Annotated in this window: 24 protein-coding genes and 1 pseudogene; 8 read left to right on the plus strand and 17 right to left on the minus strand. The window is 47.9% G+C overall.

Features of this window, described 5'->3' with window-relative positions; genetic code table 11:
* Positions 1-4: 4 nt before the first annotated feature.
* The 6 genes from JC793_RS10335 to JC793_RS10360 all read right to left on the minus strand — a co-directional run bounded on the left by JC793_RS10335 (position 5) and on the right by JC793_RS10360 (position 3,899).
* A complete protein-coding gene (locus JC793_RS10335) occupies positions 5-766 on the minus strand; it encodes a fimbrial biogenesis chaperone (protein ID WP_218426146.1) in 762 nt (253 codons plus the stop codon).
* Between the two features lie 4 nt (positions 767-770).
* Positions 771-1,487: a fimbrial biogenesis chaperone gene (locus tag JC793_RS10340; protein WP_218426147.1), complete on the minus strand. Its 717-nt coding sequence runs from the start codon at positions 1,485-1,487 to the stop codon at positions 771-773.
* Between the two features lie 13 nt (positions 1,488-1,500).
* A complete protein-coding gene (locus tag JC793_RS10345; RefSeq protein WP_218426148.1) occupies positions 1,501-2,049 on the minus strand; it encodes a fimbrial protein in 549 nt (182 codons plus the stop codon).
* A 3-nt stretch (positions 2,050-2,052) separates the two neighbouring features.
* Entirely contained in the window at positions 2,053-2,622 is a 570-nt protein-coding gene (locus JC793_RS10350; RefSeq protein ID WP_218426149.1) for a hypothetical protein, read from the minus strand.
* Positions 2,600-3,256, minus strand: a complete 657-nt coding sequence (locus tag JC793_RS10355) for a fimbrial biogenesis chaperone (RefSeq protein ID WP_348772312.1) — start codon at positions 3,254-3,256, stop codon at positions 2,600-2,602. Before JC793_RS10355 ends, JC793_RS10350 begins: the two co-directional genes overlap by 23 nt.
* A gap of 91 nt (positions 3,257-3,347) precedes the next feature.
* Positions 3,348-3,899, minus strand: coding sequence for a fimbrial protein (locus JC793_RS10360; RefSeq protein ID WP_182105475.1), 552 nt, complete (start codon positions 3,897-3,899; stop codon positions 3,348-3,350).
* A 1,130-nt stretch (positions 3,900-5,029) separates the two neighbouring features.
* On the opposite strand from JC793_RS10360, the gene qseB reads away from it, so the two are divergent.
* Both qseB and qseC read left to right on the plus strand, forming a co-directional pair.
* Entirely contained in the window at positions 5,030-5,701 is a 672-nt protein-coding gene (qseB, locus tag JC793_RS10365; protein ID WP_218426151.1) for a quorum sensing response regulator transcription factor QseB, read from the plus strand.
* Entirely contained in the window at positions 5,688-7,034 is a 1,347-nt protein-coding gene (qseC, locus tag JC793_RS10370; RefSeq protein ID WP_218428403.1) for a quorum sensing histidine kinase QseC, read from the plus strand. The genes qseB and qseC overlap by 14 nt, the downstream gene beginning before the upstream one ends.
* On the opposite strand, the gene JC793_RS10375 is transcribed toward qseC, so the two are convergent.
* Positions 7,024-8,781, minus strand: coding sequence for a SulP family inorganic anion transporter (locus JC793_RS10375; RefSeq protein ID WP_247717230.1), 1,758 nt, complete (start codon positions 8,779-8,781; stop codon positions 7,024-7,026). The two genes, qseC and JC793_RS10375, sit on opposite strands and share 11 nt — an antisense overlap.
* Before the next feature lie 217 nt (positions 8,782-8,998).
* Here JC793_RS10375 and JC793_RS10380 point away from each other — a divergent pair, with 217 nt between their 5' ends.
* The 4 genes from JC793_RS10380 (at position 8,999) to JC793_RS10395 (ending at position 12,469) form a co-directional block, all read left to right on the plus strand.
* Complete coding sequence (locus tag JC793_RS10380; RefSeq protein ID WP_046893445.1) at positions 8,999-9,538, plus strand: septation protein A; 540 nt, start codon at positions 8,999-9,001, stop codon at positions 9,536-9,538.
* 69 nt (positions 9,539-9,607) lie between these two features.
* Positions 9,608-10,048 (plus strand): acyl-CoA thioester hydrolase YciA, encoded by a 441-nt coding sequence (yciA, locus tag JC793_RS10385; protein ID WP_046893446.1) that lies wholly within the window; start codon positions 9,608-9,610, stop codon positions 10,046-10,048.
* Positions 10,049-10,184: 136 nt separating this feature from the next.
* Entirely contained in the window at positions 10,185-11,558 is a 1,374-nt protein-coding gene (gene dbpA / locus JC793_RS10390; RefSeq protein ID WP_046893447.1) for an ATP-dependent RNA helicase DbpA, read from the plus strand.
* A 128-nt stretch (positions 11,559-11,686) separates the two neighbouring features.
* On the plus strand, positions 11,687-12,469 hold the full coding sequence (locus JC793_RS10395; RefSeq protein WP_166707939.1) for a bestrophin-like domain: 783 nt from the start codon (positions 11,687-11,689) through the stop codon (positions 12,467-12,469).
* Between the two features lie 55 nt (positions 12,470-12,524).
* Here JC793_RS10395 and JC793_RS10400 read toward each other — a convergent pair whose 3' ends face one another.
* Positions 12,525-13,259, minus strand: a complete 735-nt coding sequence (locus JC793_RS10400) for a TonB family protein (protein ID WP_166707940.1) — start codon at positions 13,257-13,259, stop codon at positions 12,525-12,527.
* Positions 13,260-13,377: 118 nt separating this feature from the next.
* The gene (locus JC793_RS10405; RefSeq protein WP_046893450.1) at positions 13,378-13,557 is read right to left on the minus strand and encodes a YciY family protein; all 180 of its coding nucleotides are present in this window, start codon (positions 13,555-13,557) and stop codon (positions 13,378-13,380) included.
* Between the two features lie 254 nt (positions 13,558-13,811).
* On the opposite strand from JC793_RS10405, the pseudogene cls reads away from it, so the two are divergent.
* Both cls and JC793_RS10415 read left to right on the plus strand, forming a co-directional pair.
* Positions 13,812-15,270 (plus strand): annotated as a pseudogene (cls, locus tag JC793_RS10410) (cardiolipin synthase).
* A gap of 68 nt (positions 15,271-15,338) precedes the next feature.
* Complete coding sequence (locus JC793_RS10415) at positions 15,339-15,671, plus strand: HI1450 family dsDNA-mimic protein (RefSeq protein WP_046893452.1); 333 nt, start codon at positions 15,339-15,341, stop codon at positions 15,669-15,671.
* Between the two features lie 20 nt (positions 15,672-15,691).
* On the opposite strand, the gene JC793_RS10420 is transcribed toward JC793_RS10415, so the two are convergent.
* The 8 genes from JC793_RS10420 to JC793_RS10455 form a co-directional block, all read right to left on the minus strand.
* Entirely contained in the window at positions 15,692-16,249 is a 558-nt protein-coding gene (locus tag JC793_RS10420) for a helix-turn-helix transcriptional regulator (protein WP_218426152.1), read from the minus strand.
* 27 nt (positions 16,250-16,276) lie between these two features.
* Positions 16,277-16,501, minus strand: coding sequence for a hypothetical protein (locus JC793_RS10425; RefSeq protein WP_046893454.1), 225 nt, complete (start codon positions 16,499-16,501; stop codon positions 16,277-16,279).
* Positions 16,502-16,731: 230 nt separating this feature from the next.
* Complete coding sequence (gene oppF / locus JC793_RS10430) at positions 16,732-17,730, minus strand: murein tripeptide/oligopeptide ABC transporter ATP binding protein OppF (RefSeq protein WP_218426153.1); 999 nt, start codon at positions 17,728-17,730, stop codon at positions 16,732-16,734.
* Entirely contained in the window at positions 17,730-18,704 is a 975-nt protein-coding gene (locus JC793_RS10435; RefSeq protein ID WP_112549576.1) for an ABC transporter ATP-binding protein, read from the minus strand. The genes oppF and JC793_RS10435 overlap by 1 nt, the downstream gene beginning before the upstream one ends.
* Positions 18,705-18,715: 11 nt before the next feature.
* Positions 18,716-19,624, minus strand: coding sequence for an oligopeptide ABC transporter permease OppC (oppC, locus tag JC793_RS10440; RefSeq protein WP_046893457.1), 909 nt, complete (start codon positions 19,622-19,624; stop codon positions 18,716-18,718).
* Between the two features lie 14 nt (positions 19,625-19,638).
* Positions 19,639-20,559, minus strand: coding sequence for an oligopeptide ABC transporter permease OppB (gene oppB / locus JC793_RS10445; protein WP_107680240.1), 921 nt, complete (start codon positions 20,557-20,559; stop codon positions 19,639-19,641).
* Between the two features lie 78 nt (positions 20,560-20,637).
* On the minus strand, positions 20,638-22,278 hold the full coding sequence (oppA, locus tag JC793_RS10450; RefSeq protein WP_046893612.1) for an oligopeptide ABC transporter substrate-binding protein OppA: 1,641 nt from the start codon (positions 22,276-22,278) through the stop codon (positions 20,638-20,640).
* Positions 22,279-22,398: 120 nt separating this feature from the next.
* Entirely contained in the window at positions 22,399-24,030 is a 1,632-nt protein-coding gene (locus JC793_RS10455; RefSeq protein WP_218426154.1) for an ABC transporter substrate-binding protein, read from the minus strand.
* Between the last annotated feature and the right edge of the window lie 308 nt (positions 24,031-24,338).

Raw genomic sequence — 24,338 nt, forward strand, 5'->3', positions numbered from 1 at the left:
TGTCTTATTTAACAGTATGTGTAGTAAGCTCAAATAAATTTTCATCACTAATCCGCCAGGTAATAACTTTATTTTTTTGGCTTTCAGGTAAATCAATCATCCGTACTGAGAATGGTTTTATTGTTATCAGTGCATCCCCATTCTTCAGTTCAGTCGTACCGACAAGAAGCTGATCAAACGTTATAAATAATGGTGAAGGATTGTTAACAGATAGCTGGTTACCGATGCGTGTAATAACCAATGAATCTTCGGCATCCTGCAGCCTGACATGCTCAATTGATTTTGGCCGGTAAAGTAATTTGAAATAAAACTCAGGGGATACTTTAAAAAAAACACCATTATTTTTGTCTTTACTCTCTGACGGAATCGCTTTCATACCAATCCAAAATAATGACTCACGATCATCCGGTAACGGTTCTCCGTTAACAATAACACCGGTACGACGTATGCTCCAGCTGAATTCAGTGTGAGCATTAATTTGCTTCAAAGGAGGTAAAATAATAAACGGCACTTTATCATCCGGGATGTTATTAACCGGTAAGTATGTTTTATTATCAGCTGAAGCCACCCATGATTCTATCAGATAAGGAATATCTGTATTGTTCGACAAAGTAATGCTGATTCCGTTTTTGTTACTTTCAGGATAGACATAACGTTTTAAAGGAAACTTAAACCCTGTGGATGCATAGCCCGGATGAATAAAGGCAGTCAGCAATATTAATAGAGTAAAAAAAACAAATGATTTTTTTATCTGGTTATTTTTCATATTGTTATATCTTAATTTCAGCAGTAAATAGTTCAGAGGAACCTCCGAAATCATTAATTACCCGCCATTGTGCTTTATCCGCATTCGTTGAAACTGGCAGTTCAAGAGATGAAAAAGGCGCAATCATCGGCGCGCGTTCTGCCTGGTAACGTTGCCCGTCCAGACTGAGAAACTCCAGCGTATAATAATATCCTGACGGATTTTTTATCACTAATTGTTTTCCTGACATCTGAAATATCAGTGCACCGGCAAAATCATCCACATCACCGGAAATAGTGTCAGGCCGGTAAAAAACTTTAATTATCATCTTTGTTGCAATATTAAAATTTATCGCAATTTCTTTGTCACCCGACTCTGCCCGCTTTCCTTCCGGAATAAAATTAACCACGAAAAAAAAGAGTGATTCCCTGTCTGCCGGTTGTGAACTTAAATTTTTAGGTAAAATCCTGATAGCATTATTCGATTGTTTTTCCAGACGGGCTAATGGGGGGATCGTGACAAACTGCCGGACGGATTCACTGTGCTCATCTGTATAATCGGTAAGAATAGTATTCTGAACAAGATACAAATTATCACTGTCATTCATTACACTGATCGTCTGATTTTTATCCGATTCATTGAAAATGATCCGGGTTCTGTCCAGAGACACACCGGCGAATACGCCCTGACTTACCATAAGTAAGCTGACAAAACAGGCGAATAAGGCGGTATGTACTTTCATTTAATTTCCTTTATTAATCAATATAATAATTAAATGTTACTGATGCTGAAAAATTACCTTCCTGTGGCTTGCACCCGGCGGTCTTACATCGCAGGCGGGCTTTTATTGTTTTAGTTTCTGCGACAGATGCAATATTCCGCCAGACAACAGATTTATCTTCCGGCAGTGCGGTTGCTGTTTTACTGAAAACAAAATTACCATCAGTCAATTGTAACCCTATAATACCTGCCGGATTATCATTGAAAAAATCCATTGTTCCGGTAAGTGTATTACCTTGTGAAATATAGACTTTAGAGCCTGTAATATCAGGAGACGTACAATTTTTCAGACTTAATTTTACATCTGCTGTTGCAGTATCATTTATAATAGAACTATTAGTCACAATGCCAGTCCCCGGTAAATTTTCAATTGCAATCTCATTTTCCACCGAAACATCACAGGTTTTAGCCAGAAATAAAACAGAAAAATTATAAGTTATACTACTGCTTCCCTGTGAAGATGAAACACAGGATAAAGCAGCCAATAGCATTACATATAATTTTTGTTTTATTCTGATCTTCATGATTTAATCCTGGAGATAAATAAGGCTGACAGATGCTGTTGATATTCCAGGAGAAACACCTGATTTTCGTTTCACCAGACTGACATGATAGTTAATAGCAATTACATCATCTGAGTCGCTTTGAAATACAGCAACACCATTATTAGCATCACTGTTCTGACAGTTTTTATTATTACTGTCACATGCTTTCAGGATAAAACCAGTCTGCGTTTCATCATTATGACTAAAATAAATACCATTTTCAGCGTCAGTATTATTTGCAGGTAACATCTGAATCTTTATGTCTTTCAGACTTCCTGACGGAAAGTTCTTACATTTTACCGTATAGGTAAATGTTTCAGTAATAATTGGTTTTTTGATTTCTGTTTTTTCAACATCGCTGACCATAAGGTAATTTATCTTTGTCAGATTAACATTTTTATTAAAATCATTACTTTCATCAAATTCACAGGTTCCGACAACGACTCTTGTTTTAAATACAACATGACTTCCACCTGCAGAATAGCCTGCCACAGGATGCAGAGAAACAATCAGCAACAGAAAGAAAATATTAAAAATTCTTTGAGTATTCATCTGTACCACCAAGTTCATTAATGACAACCCATGTTGCCTGACCTGATTTGTTCGCTGTCATATAATTTGCTTCAGAATAAGGTGCAATAATACTGCTGTCAGAATTTAATTTTATCGCATCATTATTTATTTTTATTTTTTGCAAGTTGATAAAGTAAGGTGAACCATTGATCACCTTAATACCATTAATATCAGATTTTATATCCAGTTCGGCATATGCGTCTTTCGAGGTCATCGTTAAACCAGCCGGCCGGTAAAAGACTTTAATAATATTTTCCAGACCTACTTTCACCCCTGACTGCCCGTTAGTTGCCGGAACATTTCGGGAGTGGAAATAATACATTGATTCACGATCAGAAGGAAACATCCCGGGTATAGCCTGAACTTTTATTGTATTTAATGAATTGGCATCAAGTTTAAAAACCTGAGGGGTGATAATAAAAAAATCATTACCTACCGGTTTAGCATTCACTAATTCTGTAATATAGTTCGCAACCAAATAAGGTGAATCATCAGTATTTCTCGCTACGACCGATGCACTGTTTTCATTACCATCAATAATAATTCGTGTCTGGTTTAACCCGACACCTGAAAATGCAGATGATGAAAATAAAACAAATCCGGCAATTATAATTTTTTTAAAAAAAAATCATATAATCCCCTAAAAGAACAGGTAACAAAAAACCTTTGTTACCTGCTCCTGATAGTTGTTAATGACTTATAAATCAGTTATATGCAACACTAAATGTAACAGGCACATTCAGCATCTGAGGCTTCAGTGCTACGCCGGCCACAGTTGCGAATAATGCCGCATCCACTGGCAGATTGTAGTCACCTTTACCTGTGAATTTAATTTTATCAAGAGAGGTTCTGTCGTTCGTTTTTAATACTACTTTCTGGTCATCACCGTCAGTTGCAGATAATTTAACACCAATCTGGGTAGCATTTGTATCCGCAAATAAATCTGAGTGCCCTGCTAAGCTATTGCCTGCAGTTACAACAACTAACGGAACACCTAACGGATCAGTTGATGCATCACTGCAGTTATTCAATGTTAAATTAAAGTTTTTAGTTGCCAGAGGTACAGCAATGTCTGTTACTGATTTTGCTGCATGAGTACCAAGGTCAATATTTTTTTGAGATGCACTAACATCACAGGTAGCATTAGCAATCGCCCCTGTAAAAGTGACTGTCGCATTTTGCTGTGCTAAAGACTGAGCAGACACAAATGCAAACAGACTTGCAGTGGTTAAAATAGCTAATTTTTTCAGTTTCATATGTTTTCCAAAGTATATAACGGTCGCCACATTAGGCTTTCTGATTACCCACCGCAATTTTAGAGTAACAATATTTCCCTTCAATAGCTGGCAGATGTTTTGTACAGCAATAAGATATTATTTAAAACAACGAAAATAATATTAAAAATACTTTTTAACGAAACAAAATAAGAATATTTTTTATTGCATAAAACCCGGGATTTCAACCCGGTGCAAACAATCTTAACGTTATGATTTATTACTAAAGCATTTTGATTTGGTAGAGTATAAAGTGATATTTACTACATATCAAGTAACCAACACTACGTTTATTTAAATAAAAAACCAAAAACAAATCAACAACCAGTTAATAACTCTAAAAATGTATTATAAAATGCACATATAGTAGTACCCGTGAGACTATTTTCATTTAATAAAAATAAATAATTCTTTTTATAACATAAAGATAATTTACCAAGTAATTAAAATAATTAAATAAAATCAATGTGATAGATAAAATTCATTGGCCTCCCTAAATAAGTATATTTACCTGGCACAATGACTTATTCCGACTGACATCAATATAAAAAACAGGTTGCTTTTGCTCCCTGAGCATGCCTTTTCCATCTTATAATGAGTATGATCATTAGCAACTGACGGTTTTAATATTAAAAAACCGTCTATTATTGACGTGTCATTTAACGTGTTTATAAACAGGGTTTGAAAACGAGTAAGATTTATATGGGAAATTCAAACAAGCTGATATTACTCAGGTGGCAATACTAATCAGTGCCGATATGGAAAGTGCATTCTATAGTATTCCATAAAATAAATAAGATAGTTTAACGATATATATTTCATTAATATTTCAGATATACATTTCTGTTTCTTCACCTTCCGGGTATATTTATACATATCATAAACGTGTTTAAGCCTTTATACCCAACCTCACTCAGGATACAGGCAGACGGCAGGAGTAAAGCAGACGGAGCCCGGCGGGATGGACACCACCGGTGGATCTGCAGTTTGAATGAATAACGGTATACAACAGCATTCCGGATATATACTACGATACAGATAGTAACCCGATACCTGAACAATGGCTTTCAGTCCTGGAGCCATACACAGAGGTACCATAACGGACAAATATAATGCGAATTTTATTAATTGAAGATGACCGGCTGATTGGCGACGGGCTGAAAATCGGCCTGAGCAGGCTCGGTTTTACCCCGGACTGGTTTACCGACGGACAAACCGGTCAGCAGGCACTCTATTCTGCCCCTTATGATGCGGTGATCCTTGATCTCTCCCTGCCCGGTATTGACGGGATCGACATACTGAAGCAGTGGCGGGCAGAGGGGCGCGACGAACCGGTACTAATCCTGACCGCCCGCGATGCCCTTGAACAGCGGGTCAGTGGTTTGCAGCAGGGCGCGGATGATTATCTGTGCAAACCGTTTGCACTGGCGGAAGTTGCCGCACGGCTACAGGCGCTGATCCGCCGCCGCTACGGACAGGTTTCTGAAAAACTGGTGCTCGGCGACGTGGAGATGGATCCGGTAGCCATGACTGTCACCTGCGGCGGTGTACCGGTATCACTGAAAGGCAAAGAACTGGCGCTGCTGGCGCTGTTTCTTCGTAATCCTCAGAAAGTGCTGTCCCGCGCAATGATTGAAGAGAAACTGTATAACTGGGATGAGGATGTTTCCAGTAATGCCGTTGAGGTGCATATTCATCATCTGCGCCGTAAACTGGGACGCGGGTTTATCAAAACCATTCATGGCGTCGGGTATGTCGCGGGGAAAAATGATGAAAACGTATAGTCTGCGCCTGCGGCTTGGCGGGCTACTGTTGCTGCTTACCCTGCTGACATGGGGTATCGCCAGTGTGTTTGCCTGGATGCAGACCACAAAATCCATCAATGAATTATTCGATACACAACAAATTGCCTTTGCCAAACGCCTGTCAGTCCTGCCTTCCGGACTGGCATTTCCGTCATCCGCTATTCAGAAAACGAAAAAGATGCTCTCCGGCAACCGGGGAAAGCAGGATGATGATGCGCTCGCTTTTGCTATTTTTACCCCGCAGGGCGAACGGGTACTGGATGACGGCGAAAACGGCCGGAAAATTCCGTTTTCTGACAGGAAAAACGGTTTTCGTGACGGGACACTGACAGATGACAACGACCAGTGGCGCTTTGTACAGCTGCCCTCTGCTGATGGCCGCTATATCATCGTGGTCGGCCAGGAATGGGAATACCGTGAAGATATGGGGCTGACCATTATTACCGCGCAGGCCGTTCCGTGGCTGGTGGCACTGCCGCTGATGCTGTTGTTGTTTTTGTGGCTGCTGACCCGCGCACTGACCCCGCTGCGCCTGCTGGCGCGACAGTTACAACGCCGCAGCCCGGCAGAACTCACACCGCTGACCCCGCCGGTACTGCCGAAAGAGGTCAGTCCGATGCTGGATGCACTGAACGGATTATTTCTGCGTATCCGCGACCTGCGGGAGCGGGAGAGCCGCTTTACCTCTGATGCAGCGCATGAACTGCGCAGCCCGCTGGCTGCACTCAAAGTTCAGTCTGAAGTGATGCAGATAGCCGGAGATGACCCCGCCACACGGGAACACGTCACCGCAAATCTGATCACCGGCATTGACCGTGCCACCCGCCTGGTGGATCAATTGCTGACTCTCTCGCGGCTGGAATCACAATCACATCCGGCAGAAAACACAGAGCAGCGCTGGTCAGTTATTATCGGAGACGCTGTTGCTCAGACCGCGGCAGAGGCTGCGGAACATCAGGTCAGTGTGATCACTGATATTTCCCCACCGGAATTATCCGTCCGCGGCGAACAACTGCTGCTGACCGTAATGCTGCGTAATCTGCTGCACAATGCTGTCCGCTACGGCAAAACAGGCGGCACTGTTCAGCTGATACTGACAGCGAAGCAGTTAGTGATTGAGGATGACGGGCCGGGCGTCAGTGATGAGACACTGGCCCGGCTGGGAGAGCGTTTTTACCGGCCGCCGGGACAGGAAAAAACCGGCAGCGGCCTGGGGTTATCTATCGTTAAACGGATTGCGGAACTGCATCACATGACCATACAGTTCCGCCGCAGCCCGCAAGGCGGGTTTATTGCTGAAATCAGGTGGTGAGCGGTTTTTCCGCTCCCTCCTCAGCCTGCTCCATCGCCTCTTCTATCGCTTTGATGCGGCCCTGCTGTTTACTCTGAATCAGCCGGATGGCGAAATAAAGATCCGGCACAATAATCAAATCATCATCATTACGTTTGATTTTGTTTTCGGACACCCAACGCGTCAGTTCGGTGCGCCGTCCGGCCAGGATCAGTGTGACACCTTTGATTTTCAGCTCTGTCACCAGCTCATTCAGTGTACTGAACACACTCATGTCGTTATTGATAAAGCTGACCGTTGCATCCACCGCGATCCAGCCGGGACGTTTTGGTGCGGTATTCACCACCTGTAACACCCGCTTTTTAAAATAAGCAACGTTGAAATAGGTCAGCGGCGAGTTAAAGCGGTACATCACTAATCCGTCGACCTGATTGATATCGACGTTACTGTTATTGATAGAATGAATCATCCCCTGCTCATCCACACCCAGCAACTGATCTGTCGGACGGAAAACCGTGCGCAGGAACTGCACCAGTCCCAGCAGAACCGCAAAACCGATACCGTTGATCAGCCCCACCACCAGCACCGCGACGAGAGTAAACAGTGCCAGTGTGAATGCTGATTTATTCCGCTTACGGAAAGAGAAAATCTGACGGATGCTGAACATCGACCAGGAAGAATAAATTAGTACCACTCCGAGCGTTGCCAGCGGGATATGTCCGAGGAACCCGGTCAGGAAAAACAGCACCAGCGCGATCAATCCGGCAGCGATCAGGGACACCATCTGTGTTTTACCGCCGGAGGCATCGTTGACCGCAGTACGGCTGGTTGCGGCACTGACCGCAAAACCCTGGGATAATCCGGAAGCAATGTTGATGTAGCCCTGTGCCCGCAACTCCTGATCCACATCGATGGTATAGCCGTTTTTCTCGGCAAAACTGCGTACCGTCATCATAAAGCTGACAATACTGATCACCGCAAGGTTCAGAGACGGGATCACCAGTTCACGCAGCAGGCCGGGATCAAACGACGGCATTTTAATATGCGGCAGTCCGTTACCGAGATTACCGACTACCGCAATCCCCATAGAGGCAAAATCCAGTTTCGCACTGATCAGTGTGGCAATTGTCATCACAATCAGCGGTCCCGGCCAGTTACGGCGGACGGCCCGCAATAAAATCAGCGCCGCCAGACTGGCACCGGAGAGGATCAGGGTCGGCATATGCAGAAGGTGCATATGGTCAGGCAGCGCCACCAGACACTCAATCAGCTGGGACGGCAGTTCATCCAGCCCGAGCACATTTCCTATCTGCCCGACAATAATCGTCACCGCCACACCGTTGAGCAGCCCCTGCAAAATCGGCTGTGATAAAAAATCCGCAAATGCGGCGAGTTTAAAATGCCCGGCAATGAGACACCAGACACCGGTCATCAGTGTCATGATGATCGCCAGTTGCCACAGCGTGTCGGGATCGCCTTTTGCCAGCGGGATAATTGCTGCCGCAATCACCGCACAGGTCGCCGCATCCGGCCCGACAATCAGTTGCCGGGAAGAGCCGAACAGTGCATACGTCATCATCGGCAGGATACAGGCATAGAGGCCGACAATCGCATTAATGCCCATCAGCCCCGTGTAAGCGATAGCCACCGGTAATGCCACGGCCGCGACAGAAAGCCCCGCACGGATATCAAAGCGCAGATTTTTTCGTTCATAGTGCAGAAAAACAGAAAGTCCCGGCATCCAGCGCAAAAGTCGGCTCGACTGCATTATCGCCCCTTATAAAAATATCGTATTAAGATGTACAATTTAATTTTACTGCTAATAGTTAAACTGATTTATAACCGAACGCGGATAAAGAAGATAGTCAGACCGCGTCTTATGGTAAAATATTGCAAAATCAATTGTAATATATTTTTTTTCTTTAAAAATAAGCGACTGGATGCCACGTGCTTAAAATAAATTTAAATTTCGGACAGACTCAATTATGAAGCAACTACTCGACTTTATCCCGCTGGTTATCTTTTTTGCCATATATAAAACCGTGGATATCTATTACGCCTCCGGTGCCTTAATCGCCGCCTCAGCGGTGGCGCTGGCTGTGCGCTGGTTCATGTATAAACATCTGGAGAAATCTGCCGTTATCACCTTTGTGATTGTGGCTGTCTTCGGCACACTGACCATCGTGTTCCATGATCCGCAGTTTATCAAATGGAAAGTGACGATTATTTATGCGTTGTTTGCCCTCGTTTTACTGGGCGGTCAGTTTATCTTCGGTAAGCCGCTGATTCAGAAGATGCTGGGCAAAGAGCTGACGCTCCCGCCACAGGTCTGGCAGCGTCTGAATCTGGCCTGGGCACTCTTCTTTATCGTCTGTGCGGCGGTGAATGTGTATGTCGCCTTCTGGTTATCGATGGATACCTGGATGAACTTCAAAGTCTTTGGTCTGACCGCTGTAACACTGGTATTTACCGTTGCCAGTGTGGTATATATTTACCGTCATCTGCCACGGGAAGAAGAAAAATAATAAAATCAACCGGATATCGGTTTGTTTCCGCCGGTATCCTTTTTCGTTAAACGGATGTAAGTGTTTCTCATGACTCAACAACAATGTTTACCCAACGGGGAACTGGTGCTGCGCACCTTAACCATGCCGACAGACACCAATGCCAACGGGGATATCTTCGGCGGCTGGCTGATGTCGCAGATGGATATCGGCGGCGCTATTCTGGCCAAAGAGATAGCACTCGGACGCGTGGTGACAGTCCGCGTCGACGGCATTACCTTCCTGCGCTCTGTGGCTGTCGGTGATGTGGTCTGCTGTTATGCGCGCTGCCTGAAAACCGGTAATTCATCCATGACGGTAAAAGTCGAGGTCTGGGTGAAAAAAGTCGCCACTGACCCTATCGGTGACCGTTACCGCGCAACAGAAGCTGTCTTCAGTTATGTTGCGGTGGATGCGGAAAACCGTCCCCGCCCGCTGCCTGACGGAAAACGTCATTTTCAGTTAGACAGCAGTAACAGTGATTTAAAATAACACCTTTCATACCGGCCACTCTTCTGAGTGGCCGTTTTGTCTGCCGGGATAAAGCGCAGGTTCCCCGCGACACCGGCGCCCGGTAATAGTATCATTGCCGGAAATCTCTCTTAATATTTAATCCGGAATTTTCATCGTGACCTCATTTGCTGAACTTAATGCACTTCCCGCAGAACAAATTACCAACCTGAATGAACTGGGTTATCTGACCATGACGCCCGTTCAGGCCGCCGCATTACCGGCTATTCTGGCGGGGAAAGATGTCCGTGCGCAGGCCAGAACCGGCAGCGGGAAAACGGCTGCATTCGGTCTGGGGCTGTTACAGCATATCGATGCCGGACAATTTATGACTCAGGCACTGGTTCTGTGTCCGACCCGTGAACTCGCGGACCAGGTCGCCGGTGAGTTACGCCGTCTGGCCCGTTATCTGCCGAATGTCAAAATTCTGACTTTATGCGGCGGCGTACCGTTCGGTGCCCAGCGCGATTCCCTGATCCACCCGCCGCACATCATTGTGGCTACTCCCGGCCGTCTGATTGACCATCTGAACAAAGATACCCTGCACCTTGATGCTGTCCGCACACTGGTGCTGGATGAAGCGGATCGTATGCTGGATATGGGATTCTCTGACGATATCGCCGACATTCTCTCCCGGACACCGGAAGAACGTCAGACACTGCTGTTTTCCGCCACCTGGCCGGATGAAATCGCCGCTGTCAGCCGCCGTTTTCAGCGCGACCCGCAAACTATCGAAACCGACAGCACGGATGAACTGCCTGCCGTTGAACAGCAATTTTATGAAGTGTCGCGCCGCGGCAAAACTGAGCTGTTACAAAAATTACTGAGCCGTGAACAGCCGGCCTCCTGCGTGGTGTTCTGTAACACCAAAAAAGATTGTCAGGATGTATTTGAAGCCCTTGAAAGCAGCGGACAGAGTGTTCTGGTGCTGCACGGTGATATGGAGCAGCGCGAACGCGATCAGACCTTAATCCGCTTTGCCAACGGCAGCAGCCGTGTGCTTGTCGCCACGGATGTGGCCTCCCGCGGGCTGGATATCAAAGCGCTGGAGCTGGTGATCAACTACGAACTGGCATGGGACCCGGAAGTGCATATCCACCGCATCGGCCGTACTGCCCGTGCCGGTGAAAGCGGGCTGGCAATCAGTCTGTGCGCACCGGAAGAAGCCGTCCGTGCGAATGCACTGGAAGAAATGCTGCATATGAAACTGAACTGGCAGCCGATCCCGGCCGGTCTGCGGATCACTCCGCTGGATGCGGCAATGGCAACATTGTGTATCGACGGCGGCAAAAAAGCCAAAATCCGTCCGGGGGATATTCTCGGCGCGATGACCGGTGATATGGGGCTGAACGGCGAAGATATCGGCAAAATCGTGATCCACCCGATGCATGCTTATGTCGCGGTACGTCAGGGTATTGCACAGCAGGCACGCAAACTGCTTCAGCAGGGTAAAATCAAAGGTAAGGCTGTCAGAGTCAGACTGCTGAAATAATCAGAAAGGACCGCATTTCCCGTCAGCGGATGATATAACGGTTTTGTATCCGGCCGGCCTTTTCAGGCCGGCTTTATTCCACCTGTATCTCAGCTTTCTGCTGAGTTTTTCTGTTAAAGGGTCTCTGTATGGCTGCGCTGTTTAATGCTTTAGTCTCTGATTCCGTTATTTTGTTTGTTGTTATTTTTATTTTATCTGTCGGTTCGGCTTATGCCGGAAAATACCTGTTCAGAAAACGCCACGGAAAAACTGAATTAGCGGATGATGAAACCAAAATTGTTCTCGGCGCCGTATTATCTCTGCTGGGTTTATTAATCGGCTTTTTACTGACGATTTCTATCGGCGGCTATAATAACCGCGAACAAATGGAAGAAAACGAAGCTATTGCCATCGGTAATGCATTCCAGCGGGCACAATTACTGTCTCCGGAAAATACACTGCGTGCCAATACCCTGCTTGGCACGTATATTGATGCCCGTATCGATTTCTTTAACGGCGGATCGCAGGCAAAAAATGAAAAATGGCGGGATATCTCCCTCGATGCACAGTCTTCTCTCTGGGAACTCGCTGCATCTCAAGCCCGCACCACACCAAATCCGGTGATTGCCTCTGTGCTGACCGCTTTCAGTGATCTCTATGTTTCCGAAGAGAAAACCATGGCCAGCTGGCGTTATCAGATTCCGGGAGCTGCCTGGGTATTACTGATTTTATTTGCGGTCAGTGCCAATGTGCTGATCGGGTATAATATCCGCGGGTTACGCGGCAATAATATTATGATTTTAATCCTGCCGCTGCTGACAACCATGGCATTGTTTATGATTGCAGAAATTGATATTCCGGGTGAAGGGGTTATACATGTTGTACCGGATAACCTGATAAATTTACGCAGCGATATTTTCCCGGCAAAATAAAGCTGAAACAAAAAACCCGGCATCTTTCAGGTACCGGGTTTTCTTTTTTATCAGATCACTGAATGGTGGTCTTGCCGTCGATCCGGAAAATAATGGTTGTCGTCATACCTTTCTTAGGTTTTTTCTCGTAACGCCATTTACGCATTGCGTTACGGACTTCACGTTCAAACATATTTTTCGGTGATGCTTCGATAATATCGATATTCTCAATACGACCATCGGTATCAACATCAAATCTGACCCGTACCTTCCCTTCTTTACCCAGGCTGCGTGCCCGTGCCGGATAAACCGGATCAGCACGGCTTAACGCTTTCGGATCACCACCGCCAATATCACTTTGTCCGGCAGAAGCCACATTTCCCACGGGACCTGCGGGGGCTTTTTTCTCGTTCTGCTGACCATCCGGCGTACCACTGAACAGAGGCTTATCGGATACCGGTGCTTTGGTTTCTGCCGGTTTTACGGCAGGTTTCTCAATTTTTTTCTCTTTTTTCGGTTTTGGTTTTGGTTTTTTCTCAACCGGTTTCTTTTCCACCGGTTTTTCAATAACCGGCTTCACTACCGGTTCAGGCTCCGGCTCTGGTTCAGGCTCGGGCTCCGGTTCAGGTTCCGGCTGAGGTTCAGCCACAGCAGCTGCCGGTGCAGGCGCAAAAGCCGCCATCTCCACCATCAGTACTTTCGGCTCATCCTCAGCTTCCTTATTTATGTTGTAGTAAATCGCCGCAGCCACAGAAGCGTGCAGACAAAGTGAAATGAGAATCGGCCAGCTGACCCAGCGAAAAATAGACATATCAATACAATCTTATAAGCAACTAATAATGACAATGGTCACTAGTGTAAATGCAAATAGCAATCAGTTTCAATAAGAAAGATGCAACCATTGTCACTTATCGTGCTGATGGTCACTCTTAGTGGCTTAATCCGGTCTGAGCAAACAACAGCGAACGGCGCTGTCTCGCGATATCCAGCTTACGCAGGGCGAAAATCCGGATATTCCGCCGTGACTGACTTTCCAGCCAGCGACGACGACGACGGGTTGCCTGCCGTAACATACGCCAACGTGCAACTTCCGGTCTGCTGTGTCTCATAACTAAACCCTTTTTAGACTGTGTGAAAAAAATAAGCTAATAATAAGGGCGATTATTATAAACTGCCTGACACAATAACCAACCGCTTTCCCGCAATATCCGCAAACATTGCCGGAAAAAAGGGGTTAAACTGACTTAAATCACAAATATAGCAGCATTACAGAAAGCTTTCTGATACATTTTCCGGTGGAGTATCAATCAGATTCTGTGCCTGTCTTGTCTGCGAACCTTATTTTTAGGGAAAGATAATACCTATGTCGACCTTTTATACGCTGTTATATTGGCTGAGTATTCTTTTCTACTGGCTGCTGGTGGCCGGTATCTCTGTCCGCGTGATGTATAAACGCCGCCCGGTGACATCGACCATGACCTGGTTACTGATCATTTATATCCTGCCCTTTATCGGGATAATCGCTTATCTCGCCTTTGGTGAGCTGCATCTCGGCCGCCGCCGCGTTGAACAGGCAAAAGGAATGTGGCCGTCTGTTTCCGGCTGGGTTGAAAATCTGCGCCGGTCAAAACATATTTTTGCCACCGAAAACAGTACTCAGGCTGCCCCGCTGTTTCAGCTGATCGAACATCGTCAGGGTATACCGGGGGTAAAAGGTAACCAGATACAGCTGTTTACCACCTGTGAAGATTCATTACGCCAGATTGTAAAAGATATCGATAATGCAAAACACAGCATTGATATGGTGTTTTACATCTGGAAACCCGGCGGTGACGTGGACAATGTCACCAATGCCCTGCTCGCCGCCGCAAAACGGGGCGTAAAATGCCGGATTATGGTTGATTCCGCCGGCAGCTGGCACTTCTTCCGCCATGATTATCCGAAAATGATGCGGGACGCCGGGATCGAGTTTGTCGAAGCTCTGCCGGTGAATGTTCTGCGTTTTGCTCTGCGCCGGATGGATTTGCGCCAGCACCGGAAAATTATCACCATCGATAACTATATTTCATACACCGGCAGTATGAATATGGTCGATCCGCGTTACTTTAAGCAGGATGCCGGTGTCGGTGAGTGGGTTGATATTCTTGTCCGTATGGAAGGCCCTGTGACCACTCTGTTCGGCATTATCTATGCACTTGACTGGGAAATGGAACGCGGCGAACGCCGGTTACCGCCTCCGCCTGATGATATTGAAATGCCGTTTGAAAAAGACAGCGGCCATACTGTGAATATTGTCGCCTCCGGCCCGGTTTCCCGAAGAACTAATTCAGCAATCTCTGATGACGGCCATTTTCGCCGCACAGGAGCGTCTGACCTTCACCACACCGTATTTTGTACCGAGTGATGACCTGATGCACGCTATCTGTACCGCTGCCATGCGGGGCGTACGTGTCGCCATTGTGATGCCGCGTCTCAATGACTCGTTCCTCGTCCGCTGGGCAAGCCGTGCGTTTTATACCGAACTGCTGGAAGCCGGTGTGGAAATTTATCTGTTCGAAGATGGCCTGCTGCACACGAAAAGTGTTCTCGTGGATGACCAGCTCAGTATGGTCGGCTCCGTAAACCTGGATATGCGCAGCCTGTGGCTGAACTTTGAAATTACCGCCGTTATCGACGATGAAAGTTTTGCCGGTGACCTGAATATTGTCCAGAATGACTATATTTCGCGCGCTACCCGCCTCGATTACACCGAATGGGAAAAACGCCCGCTGACAAACCGGATACTCGAGCGGTTATGTTATTTCTTCAGTCCGCTGCTGTGATAAACTGCTCCCTTTATCATCCCCGCCGGTATAACACGGCGGGGGATCACCGGAATATAATCTGACTTATGAGTACCTCTCAGCCCCGCCTCCTCAGCGAACAGGAAACCATTGAAATGGCCTATGACCTGTTTCTGGAGCAGGCAATGGATAACCTTGACCCGGCAGACGTTCTGCTGTTCAACCTTCAGTTTGAAGAGATCGGCGGCGCCGAAATTGTTCCGGCCGGTAATGACTGGTCAGAATTCGCACCGTTTCTGGCACAAAATCCGGCATGTGCCGAAGTGGTTATCGGCCTGGCACCCGATGAGAATGCAGACATCGACCAGATTTTTGCCAGAGTACTGATTTCCCGTCATTTTACCGGTTCACCGGAGTACGCAGTCCGCTGGCGGGAATAAATTCCCTGCCGGTCAGTCTGTCAGCAGCGGCATTTTTCCCGTCTTGCAATCAGTGATCGTGTAATAACCTCAATTTCGGCAGGATCTTCTGCGGCTCCTGCCCGCAATGCCACATTCCATTTACTGATCACTTTTGCATTTTCTGCCAGCTCAGAGTACGTATCCAGCCGCCCCTGTGCTGTCAGCCAGGCCGCAACGGCCGCCCAGTCCCACAGCGGGGATTGTCCGCGCAACCGCTGCACCGGTCCCGGAAAGGTTCCCGGACCACGGGTGCCATCCTTAAGTAAGGCGATTGCCTGACGCGACATGCCGGTCAGTTCTGCAATATCACTCAGGCCGACAACCGCTGAATCCACTGATTCCACCCGCGCATTCACACCGGCTGATTCCGCATCCTCCACAGCAGTACGGATAGCGTAATCCAGTGACGGCGCTTCACGGTCAAACTCAAGATAGACTGATTTACCGTAAAAACAGAGTAAGGCATCATCACAGCCGCTTTCAAACAAGGCATCTTCCAGATTTTTTGTATCCGCCGTCACTCCGGACAGCGTCAGTGTAAAATTATACAGTGCCATCGTTTTCCCCTTTCCTTCTGCCTGTTTTCACTGACAGGCATCCACTTTTCGTCTGATTTGCTTTGCATGGTTTTCCGGATTCCGCGGCGTTGACCAGACACTCATCTGATGCTGCCGGTGTTCATCATACGGTGACCCGCACCGTAACCGGCAAAATGCATGAGAGGAATTCCCCGGAGCAATCCACATCCATCCCTGCAACAACGCATATTCAATCGCAGACTGAATATGTTTATCCGGGTGTTTTTTCATTTCCTGCACCTACTGTAGTTTATGTGTTGACGTTCGTCAACATCGTATTATCGCTTTACCGGAAAACCGGTGTGCTTTTAAATAACGGAACAGGCAGACGGTTTGCAATATCCGGAAACGGGCTGCTTCAGATTTTGCGGCTGGGATGGAAAACCAGGATGTGATGATGAAAAAAAAGCGCCCTTACCGGGCGCTTTGTCGTAAAAATACGATTAACAGATTGACTGCATTTACAGCGGATCAACCTTCAGGCAGGAGACCGCATGGCGGAAACTACCTTCCAGAAGCGGACGGGTTCTTGCGCATTCGCTGTCCGCCAGCGGGCAGCGGGTGCGGAAGACACAACCGGACGGCGGGTTGATCGGCGACGGCAGTTCGCCTTCCAGCAGCTGAATCGTTTTATTCTGCTCTTTATCCGGGTCAGGGACCGGTACCGCAGACATCAGCGCTTTGGTATACGGATGCAGCGGGTTGTGATACACCTCATCATAGGTGCCGAGTTCCACTGCATGACCGAGATACATCACCAGCACGCGGTCAGAAATGTGTTTCACCACGGCCAGGTCGTGAGCGATAAAAATAAGGGACAACCCCATCTCCCGCTGTAATTCTTTCAGCAGGTTCACCACCTGAGCCTGGATAGACACATCCAGCGCTGAAACCGGTTCATCACAGATAACCAGTTTCGGTTCGAGGATCAGCGCGCGGGCGATCCCGATACGCTGACACTGCCCGCCGGAAAACTCATGCGGATAGCGGTTCACCAGGTTCGGCAGCAGCCCGACTTTCATCATCATGGCTTTAACTTTGTCTGCCACTTCCGTCTTGCTCATTGACGGATAGTATGTCCGCAGCGGCTCCGCGATAATATCACCGATAGTCATACGCGGATTGAGTGACGCCAGCGGGTCCTGGAAAATCATCTGGATATCATTACGGACATTGTGCCAGTCTTTTTCGCTCATCCCGCTGAGGTTTCTACCCAGCCAGGTTACCCGCCCGGCGGTGGATTTCACCAGGCCGATAATGGCACGCGCAAAGGTGGATTTTCCGCAGCCGGATTCCCCGACCACCCCGAGCGTTTCCCCCTCATAGAGGCGGACAGTCACACCATCCACCGCTTTCAGGCTTTTGGCCGGTTGCCAGAACCACTGTTTATTATCTCTGATGGAAAAATGGACTTTTAAATCTTCAATTTCCAGCAAAACCGGACGTTCTGAATGTGTCATTACGCCAACTCCTCCGCAGTTCTGAAGCAGGCACGCAAACGGCCCTGAGAAAATGCCTGTAACGGCGGTTCATTCCGCACACATTCATCAGTCGCATACTGACAGCGCGGACGGAACGGACACCCGGCAGGGAGACGCAGCAGGTTAGGCGGATTACCCGGAATAGTGGCAAGCTCACTGTCCTCCGGTCCGTCAAGACGCGGAACGGCTCTGAGCAACCCGATAGAATACGGATGCGACGGATGATAAAACACATCGCGGGCAGTACCGTATTCCATCGTGCGCCCGGCATACATCACCAGTACCTTGTCACAGATACCGGCCACCACACCGAGGTCATGGGTGATCATAATAATTGCGGTATTGAATTCGCTCTTCAGCTCATTCAGCAGCGTCATGATTTGCGCCTGCACCGTCACATCCAGCGCAGTGGTCGGTTCATCGGCAATCAGCAGCTTCGGTTTGCACAGCAGCGCCATAGCAATCATCACGCGCTGACGCATTCCGCCGGAGAATTCATGCGGGTACATATTCATCCGTTTACGGGCTTCCGGCATTTTCACCGCATCCAGCATCCGGACGGATTCCTCAAAAGCATCATGCGCACTCAGGCCTTTATGCAGCATCAGCACTTCTGTCAGCTGTTTGCTGACTTTCATGTACGGATTGAGCGACGTCATCGGATCCTGGAAGATCATGGAAATCTCTTCGGCCCGCATTTTGTTCAGTGCTTTCTCTTTCAGATTGAGAATTTCACGCCCGTTAAACACCGCAGAGCCGCTGACCACGCCATTGCGCGCCAGCAGTCCCATCAGTGCAAACGCTGTCTGTGACTTACCGGAGCCGGATTCACCGACAATCCCGAGTGTCTCACCTGCGGACAGCGAAAAGTTAAGTTTGTTCACGGCAGTGACATCGCCGTCCGGCGTTTTGAATGTCACGTTCAGGTCGTTAACCTGTAATAATTGAGTCATTGGCGGCCTCCTCAGCGATCTTTCGGGTCAAGGGCATCACGCAGCCCGTCACCGATAAAGTTGAAACAAAACAGAGTTACCACCAGGAATGCTGCCGGGAACATCAGTAACCAGGGCGAAACCTCCATTGAGTTAGCACCATCATTGAGCAGTGCGCCCCAACTGCTTAACGGCTCCTGTGTACCCAGCCCGAGGAAGCTGAGGAAGGATTCAAACAGGATCATACTCGGCACCAGCAGTGAGGCGTAAACCACCACCACACCCAGCACGTTCGGGACAATATGACGCAGAATGATATTGCGTGTCGGCACACCACACACTTTCGCCGCCTCAATAAATTCTTTGCTCTTCAGGCTCAGGGTCTGGCCACGCACAATACGCGCCATATCCAGCCAGGAAACCATACCGATAGCGACAAAGATCAGAAAAATATTCTGGCCAAAGAAGGTCACCAGCAGGATAACAAAGAACATAAACGGGAAGGAGTTAAGGATTTCCAGCACACGCATCATAACAGAGTCGGTTTTGCCGCCGACATAGCCGGACATCGCACCATACAGTGTGCCCACCAGTACCGCCACCAGCGCAGCCGCCAGTCCCACCATCAGCGAGATACGGCCGCCGATAGCCACACGCACCAGCAGGTCACGGCCGGAGGAATCGGTACCAAAATAGTGGCCGCTCTCCATATCCGGTGCCGCGGACATCATGCCCCAGTCGGTATCGTCATAGGCGAACTCCGACAGCACAGGCATAAAAATGACAAACAGGGTAATTAAAAACAACAGACACAGGCTGGTGATCGCGGCTTTGTTATGCATAAAGCGGCGGCGGGCATCCGCCCACAGGCTGCGTCCTTCGACATCAAGCTGCTCCGTAAAATTTTCCAGAGCTTCGCGGTTTTTTTCATTCGGTAACATAGCGTGCTCCGGGACTAATAACGGATTTTCGGATCGATAACGGCATACAGCACGTCAACGATACAGTTAAAGGCGATGGTCAGTGCACCGACCAGGATGGTCAGGCTCAGTACCAGGGAGTAATCCCGGTTCAGCGCGCCGTTGACAAATAACTGTCCCACACCCGGCAAACCGAAAATCGTCTCAATCACCATCGAACCCGTGATAATCCCCACAAACGCCGGTCCCATATAGGAAACCACCGGTAACAGTGCCGGGCGCAGCGCATGCCGCCAGACAATCTTACGCATCGGCAATCCTTTGGCCCGCGCGGTACGGATAAAGTTGGAGTGCATCACCTCAATCATCGAGCTGCGCATAATACGCGAGATACTGGCAATGTAGGCCAGTGACAGCGCGACCATCGGCAGAATGATATTGCTGAGCTGCCCGCCGTTCCAGCCGCCGCCCGGCAGCCAGTGCAGATGGATGGCAAAGACAAGGACCAGCAGCGGCGCCACCACAAAGCTGGGGATAACCACCCCGGTCATGGCAAAGCCCATGACGGTATAGTCCCATTTGGTATTCTGATTCAGTGCGGCTATCACACCGGCACTGACCCCCACAATCAGTGCCAGCACAAAGGCTGCCAGCCCGAGTTTTGCAGAGACCGGAAACGCAGACGCCACCAGGTCATTAACCGAGTAATCTTTATATTTAAAGGAAGGCCCGAAGTCCCCTTTTGATAACTGAACTAAATAATCAAAATACTGAACATGAATCGGATCATTAAGATGGTATTTGGCTTCAATATTCGCCATCACTTCCGGCGGCAATTTACGCTCACCGGTAAATGGGCTGCCCGGAGCCAGACGCATCATAAAGAAAGATATCGTAATTAACACAAAAAGCGTCGGGATCGCCTCGAGTATACGGCGAAGAATAAACTTAAACATTGCCCGTTCCTATACAGTACCCGCTCCCGGGGTACACACTACACAGGCCGCCCTTCGCAGGGCGGCCAACCGTCGGTATTATTTTTTAATCATATATAAGTTTTTGGTGTGGAAGTGATCCAGCGGATCTTTTCCGGTATAGCCACCCACGTACGGTTTCACTAAACGGGTACTGACATAGTAATAGACAGGCACGATGGCAGAGTCTTTATCCAGCTGAGCTTCCGCCTGCTGGTAGATCTGCGCACGTTCCGCATCGGTTTTCACCTGAAGGGATTGTTTCATCAGCTTATCAAACTCCGCACTCTTATAATGCGGTGTGTTGGTGCTGCTGTAAGAGAGAACCATATTCAGGAATGAAGACGGTTCGTTATAATCCGCACACCATGCGGCACGGGCAACATCATAGGTTCCCTGATGACGGGTATCGAGGAACGTTTTCCACTCCTGGTTAACCAGCTGAACTTCCGCACCGAGGTTTTTCTTCCAGATAGATGATGCGGCGATCGCCATTTTCTTATGCAGATCAGACGTGTTATACAGCAGATTGAATTTCAGCGGATTATCTTTATTAAACCCGGCTTCTTCCAGCAGTTTACGTGCTTTTTCGTTACGCTGATCCTGTGTCATATTCGCGAACCACTCAGGCTCTTTGGCTGACATGCCATCCGCAAACGGTGGTGTGAAACCAAATGCCGGGGTATCCCCCTGCGCTTTGACTTTATTCACCATGATGTCGCGGTCAAGGCTCAGTTTCAGAGCTTCGCGGACTTTCGGATTATCAAACGGCGCTTTATCGTTATTAATTTCGTAGTAATAGGTACACATATACGGCGAAATACGCAGTTCGTCCGGGATTTCTTTTTTCAGTTTCTGGAACAGTTCAATCGGCAGGTTGTTATAGGTCATGTCGATTTCACCGCTGCGGTAGCGGTTAACATCGGTAACTTCGGACGAAATCGGCAGGAAACGGACATTATTGATAACCGTTTTTTCGTTATCCCAGTATTTCGGGTTACGGGTCAGTTCAATTTTTTCGTTCACTACCCAGTCTTTCAGAGTGTATGCGCCGTTACTGACATAATTGCCGGGCTGCGTCCATTTATCACCGAACTTTTCAACAGTGGCCGGATGCACCGGAGACATGGAGTTATGTGCCAGCAGTTTCGGAATATACGGGACTTCTTCGGAGAGCGTCAGCTCAAGGGTTTTATCATCCAGCGCTTTGATGCCCAGTTCTTCCGGTTTTTTCTTCCCGGCAATAACATCATCAATATTGACCACGTGTGCATACTGGAGATAACTGGCATACGGTGAGGCGGTATTCGGATCAGCCAGGCGGCGCCAGCTGTAGACGAAATCCTGTGCGGTGACCGGATCGCCGTTGGACCACTTCGCATCCTCGCGGATTTTGAACGTCCAGACTTTAAAATCTTTATTTTCCCAGGAAATTGCTGAGCCCGGCAGAATTTCACCACTTGGCCCTTCCAGGGTAATACCTTCCATCAGGTCACGGATAATATTGGCTTCCGGCACCCCTTCCACTTTATGCGGATCAAGGGACTGCGGCTCAGAGCCGTTATTCCGGATGAAATCCTGCTTTTCTGCCAGCTGAACACCGGCCGGTACATCCGCAGCAAACGCCTGTGTACCAATACCCATCCCCATCGCTGCAACCACACTGAGTGCCAGCAGTGTTTTTTTCGTTGAATTAACCATCTTACATAAACTCCCCATTGACGAATGTGTTTTGCGTTTGTTGCATTTTTATCCGGTGCTTTTCGTTTTATCTTCCGCACCTTCATTTTTTTCGCACTCAGTGAGTGCAAATTTTTATTATTAATATGTTTCTACCATATATAAGCGCTTAATATCCATATAATCAAGCGGGTCATTGCCGGTAATTCCGCCGACTGATGGTTTTATCAGCCGGACACTCACGCGGTAGTAAACAGGAATCAGTGCAGAGTCCTGATCTAACTGAGTTTCTGCCTCCTGATAAGCGGATTGACGCGTTTTTTCATCCGTTGCCAGCAAAGCACGCTGCATTGCGCTGTCAAATCCGGTATTCCGGTAGAAACTGGTGTTATTACTGCTGTCTGACAGGAAAATGTTCAGAAATGAAGACGGCTCATTATAATCCGCGCACCAGGTCGCCCGGGCCACCTGATAATTCCCTTCATGACGATTCTGATTAGACGTTTTCCATTCCTGATTCTTCAGCACCACTTTGGCACCGAGATTTTTCTGCCACATAGAAGCGGCAGCAATTGCCTGCTGTTTATTCTGATCAGACGTGTTATAGAGCAATTCGAAGGTCAGCGGATTTTTTTCGCTGTAACCGGCTTCTTCCAGCAGTTTGCGCCCTTTTTCATTGCGCTGTTCCTGCGTCAGGGATGCCCAGTCCGGTGTGGTAAAATGGCCGCCGTTAATATAATGCGGCGTAAAGCCAAATGCGGGAATTTGCCCCTGCCCCATGATTTTATGCGTGATAATATCGCGATCCAGTCCCAGTTTAACGGCTTCACGCACTTTCGGGTCAGTAAACGGTGCCGCGGTATTATTTATTTCATAATAGAACGTGCATAAATACGGGGAAATCCGCACCTGCGCCGGGATCTCTTTTTTCAGTTTGGAAAATAAAACCGGCGGAACCGCACTGTTGGTAACATCAATTTCACCGGCACGGTAACGGTTAATATCACTGGTTTCTGACTGGATCGGCAGAAATGTTGCCTGCTCAATAACGGTTTCTTTATCGTTCCAGTATTGCGGGTTGCGTTTCAGTACCAGCCGTTCATTCACATTCCACGCGGAAAGTGTATATGCGCCGTTACCGGTAAATTTCCCGGCAGATGTCCATTTATCGCCAAACTGTTCAATCGCCCCTTTCGGCACCGGTTTCAGTGCGGTATGGGTCAGCATATCCGGGAAATACGGCACCGGCTGAGTCAGCTGAACCTGAAACGTTCTGTCATCAACCGCTTTGACACCGAGGCTTTCCGGTGGTTTTTTACCGCTGATAATATCATCGACATTTTCGACATAGGCATAATGCAGATAGCTGCCGTAAGGTGATGCGGTTTTCGGGTCAGCCAACCGCCGCCAGCTGTAGACAAAGTCGTGTGCAGTCACCGGCGAGCCGTCGCTCCACTTTGCATCCGGCCGCAGTGTGAATGTCCAGGTAAGATTATCCGGCGATGACCAGCTTTCTGCCACCCCGGGTACGATATGACCATCACTGTCAGAGGACACCAGCCCTTCCAGCAGATTGAGAATAATATTGGATTCCGGCACACCTTCCACCTTATGCGGATCGAGTGACACCGGTTCAGTTCCGTTATTGATAACAATAACCTGTTTTTCCGCCAGTTTAGTTCCCGGCGGGACGTCCGCCGCCCCTGCGGAATAAGAGAATGCACTCAGCAGCAGCGCCTGCATGAGAGAAACAGCAATAGTGTGTTTTTTCATCTTCCGTCCCTTCTGAATAACACCTGTTAAATGAACAACGTGATTAAAAAATCGCAAATGCTTTATTTATAAGTGCCGTCAGCGACGGGTTCAGCCTGTTTATCTGTGCTGTTTTCCGGCCTGATGTACATATTCCGGGGCAGTGATTGTTTTTATCTGTAAACAGCATTTTTCTGCCGCTGAAATAAAACATTGACCCATAGCTGCTTGTGACCGGGCTGTTTTGTCCGGCCCGGATAAAAAAGTAAACATTTAATTAACAAAAAGCAATTTTTCCAGATAAAAACCCTGCCTCTATCACAGTTTTA

The organism is Morganella morganii (assembly GCF_019242955.1).
Lineage (GTDB): Bacteria > Pseudomonadota > Gammaproteobacteria > Enterobacterales > Enterobacteriaceae > Morganella > Morganella sibonii.

Excerpts from the sequence above, each read along its gene's own strand:
- JC793_RS10340 (WP_218426147.1), bottom strand. The coding sequence starts at position 1,487 with ATGAAAGTACATACCGCCTTATTCGCCTGTTTTGTCAGCTTACTTATG.
- oppF (WP_218426153.1), bottom strand. The coding sequence starts at position 17,730 with ATGACACATTCAGAACGTCCGGTTTTGCTGGAAATTGAAGATTTAAAA.
- JC793_RS10455 (WP_218426154.1), bottom strand. The coding sequence starts at position 24,030 with ATGAAAAAACACACTATTGCTGTTTCTCTCATGCAGGCGCTGCTGCTG.
- JC793_RS10380 (WP_046893445.1), top strand. The coding sequence starts at position 8,999 with ATGAAGCAACTACTCGACTTTATCCCGCTGGTTATCTTTTTTGCCATA.
- JC793_RS10375 (WP_247717230.1), bottom strand. The coding sequence starts at position 8,781 with ATGCAGTCGAGCCGACTTTTGCGCTGGATGCCGGGACTTTCTGTTTTT.
- JC793_RS10345 (WP_218426148.1), bottom strand. The coding sequence starts at position 2,049 with ATGAAGATCAGAATAAAACAAAAATTATATGTAATGCTATTGGCTGCT.
- oppA (WP_046893612.1), bottom strand. The coding sequence starts at position 22,278 with ATGGTTAATTCAACGAAAAAAACACTGCTGGCACTCAGTGTGGTTGCA.
- oppB (WP_107680240.1), bottom strand. The coding sequence starts at position 20,559 with ATGTTTAAGTTTATTCTTCGCCGTATACTCGAGGCGATCCCGACGCTT.
- yciA (WP_046893446.1), top strand. The coding sequence starts at position 9,608 with ATGACTCAACAACAATGTTTACCCAACGGGGAACTGGTGCTGCGCACC.
- JC793_RS10395 (WP_166707939.1), top strand. The coding sequence starts at position 11,687 with ATGGCTGCGCTGTTTAATGCTTTAGTCTCTGATTCCGTTATTTTGTTT.
- qseC (WP_218428403.1), top strand. The coding sequence starts at position 5,688 with ATGAAAACGTATAGTCTGCGCCTGCGGCTTGGCGGGCTACTGTTGCTG.
- JC793_RS10360 (WP_182105475.1), bottom strand. The coding sequence starts at position 3,899 with ATGAAACTGAAAAAATTAGCTATTTTAACCACTGCAAGTCTGTTTGCA.
- JC793_RS10420 (WP_218426152.1), bottom strand. The coding sequence starts at position 16,249 with ATGGCACTGTATAATTTTACACTGACGCTGTCCGGAGTGACGGCGGAT.
- JC793_RS10335 (WP_218426146.1), bottom strand. The coding sequence starts at position 766 with ATGAAAAATAACCAGATAAAAAAATCATTTGTTTTTTTTACTCTATTA.
- qseB (WP_218426151.1), top strand. The coding sequence starts at position 5,030 with ATGCGAATTTTATTAATTGAAGATGACCGGCTGATTGGCGACGGGCTG.
- JC793_RS10435 (WP_112549576.1), bottom strand. The coding sequence starts at position 18,704 with ATGACTCAATTATTACAGGTTAACGACCTGAACGTGACATTCAAAACG.
- JC793_RS10425 (WP_046893454.1), bottom strand. The coding sequence starts at position 16,501 with ATGAAAAAACACCCGGATAAACATATTCAGTCTGCGATTGAATATGCG.
- JC793_RS10405 (WP_046893450.1), bottom strand. The coding sequence starts at position 13,557 with ATGAGACACAGCAGACCGGAAGTTGCACGTTGGCGTATGTTACGGCAG.
- oppC (WP_046893457.1), bottom strand. The coding sequence starts at position 19,624 with ATGTTACCGAATGAAAAAAACCGCGAAGCTCTGGAAAATTTTACGGAG.
- JC793_RS10350 (WP_218426149.1), bottom strand. The coding sequence starts at position 2,622 with ATGAATACTCAAAGAATTTTTAATATTTTCTTTCTGTTGCTGATTGTT.
- JC793_RS10400 (WP_166707940.1), bottom strand. The coding sequence starts at position 13,259 with ATGTCTATTTTTCGCTGGGTCAGCTGGCCGATTCTCATTTCACTTTGT.
- JC793_RS10415 (WP_046893452.1), top strand. The coding sequence starts at position 15,339 with ATGAGTACCTCTCAGCCCCGCCTCCTCAGCGAACAGGAAACCATTGAA.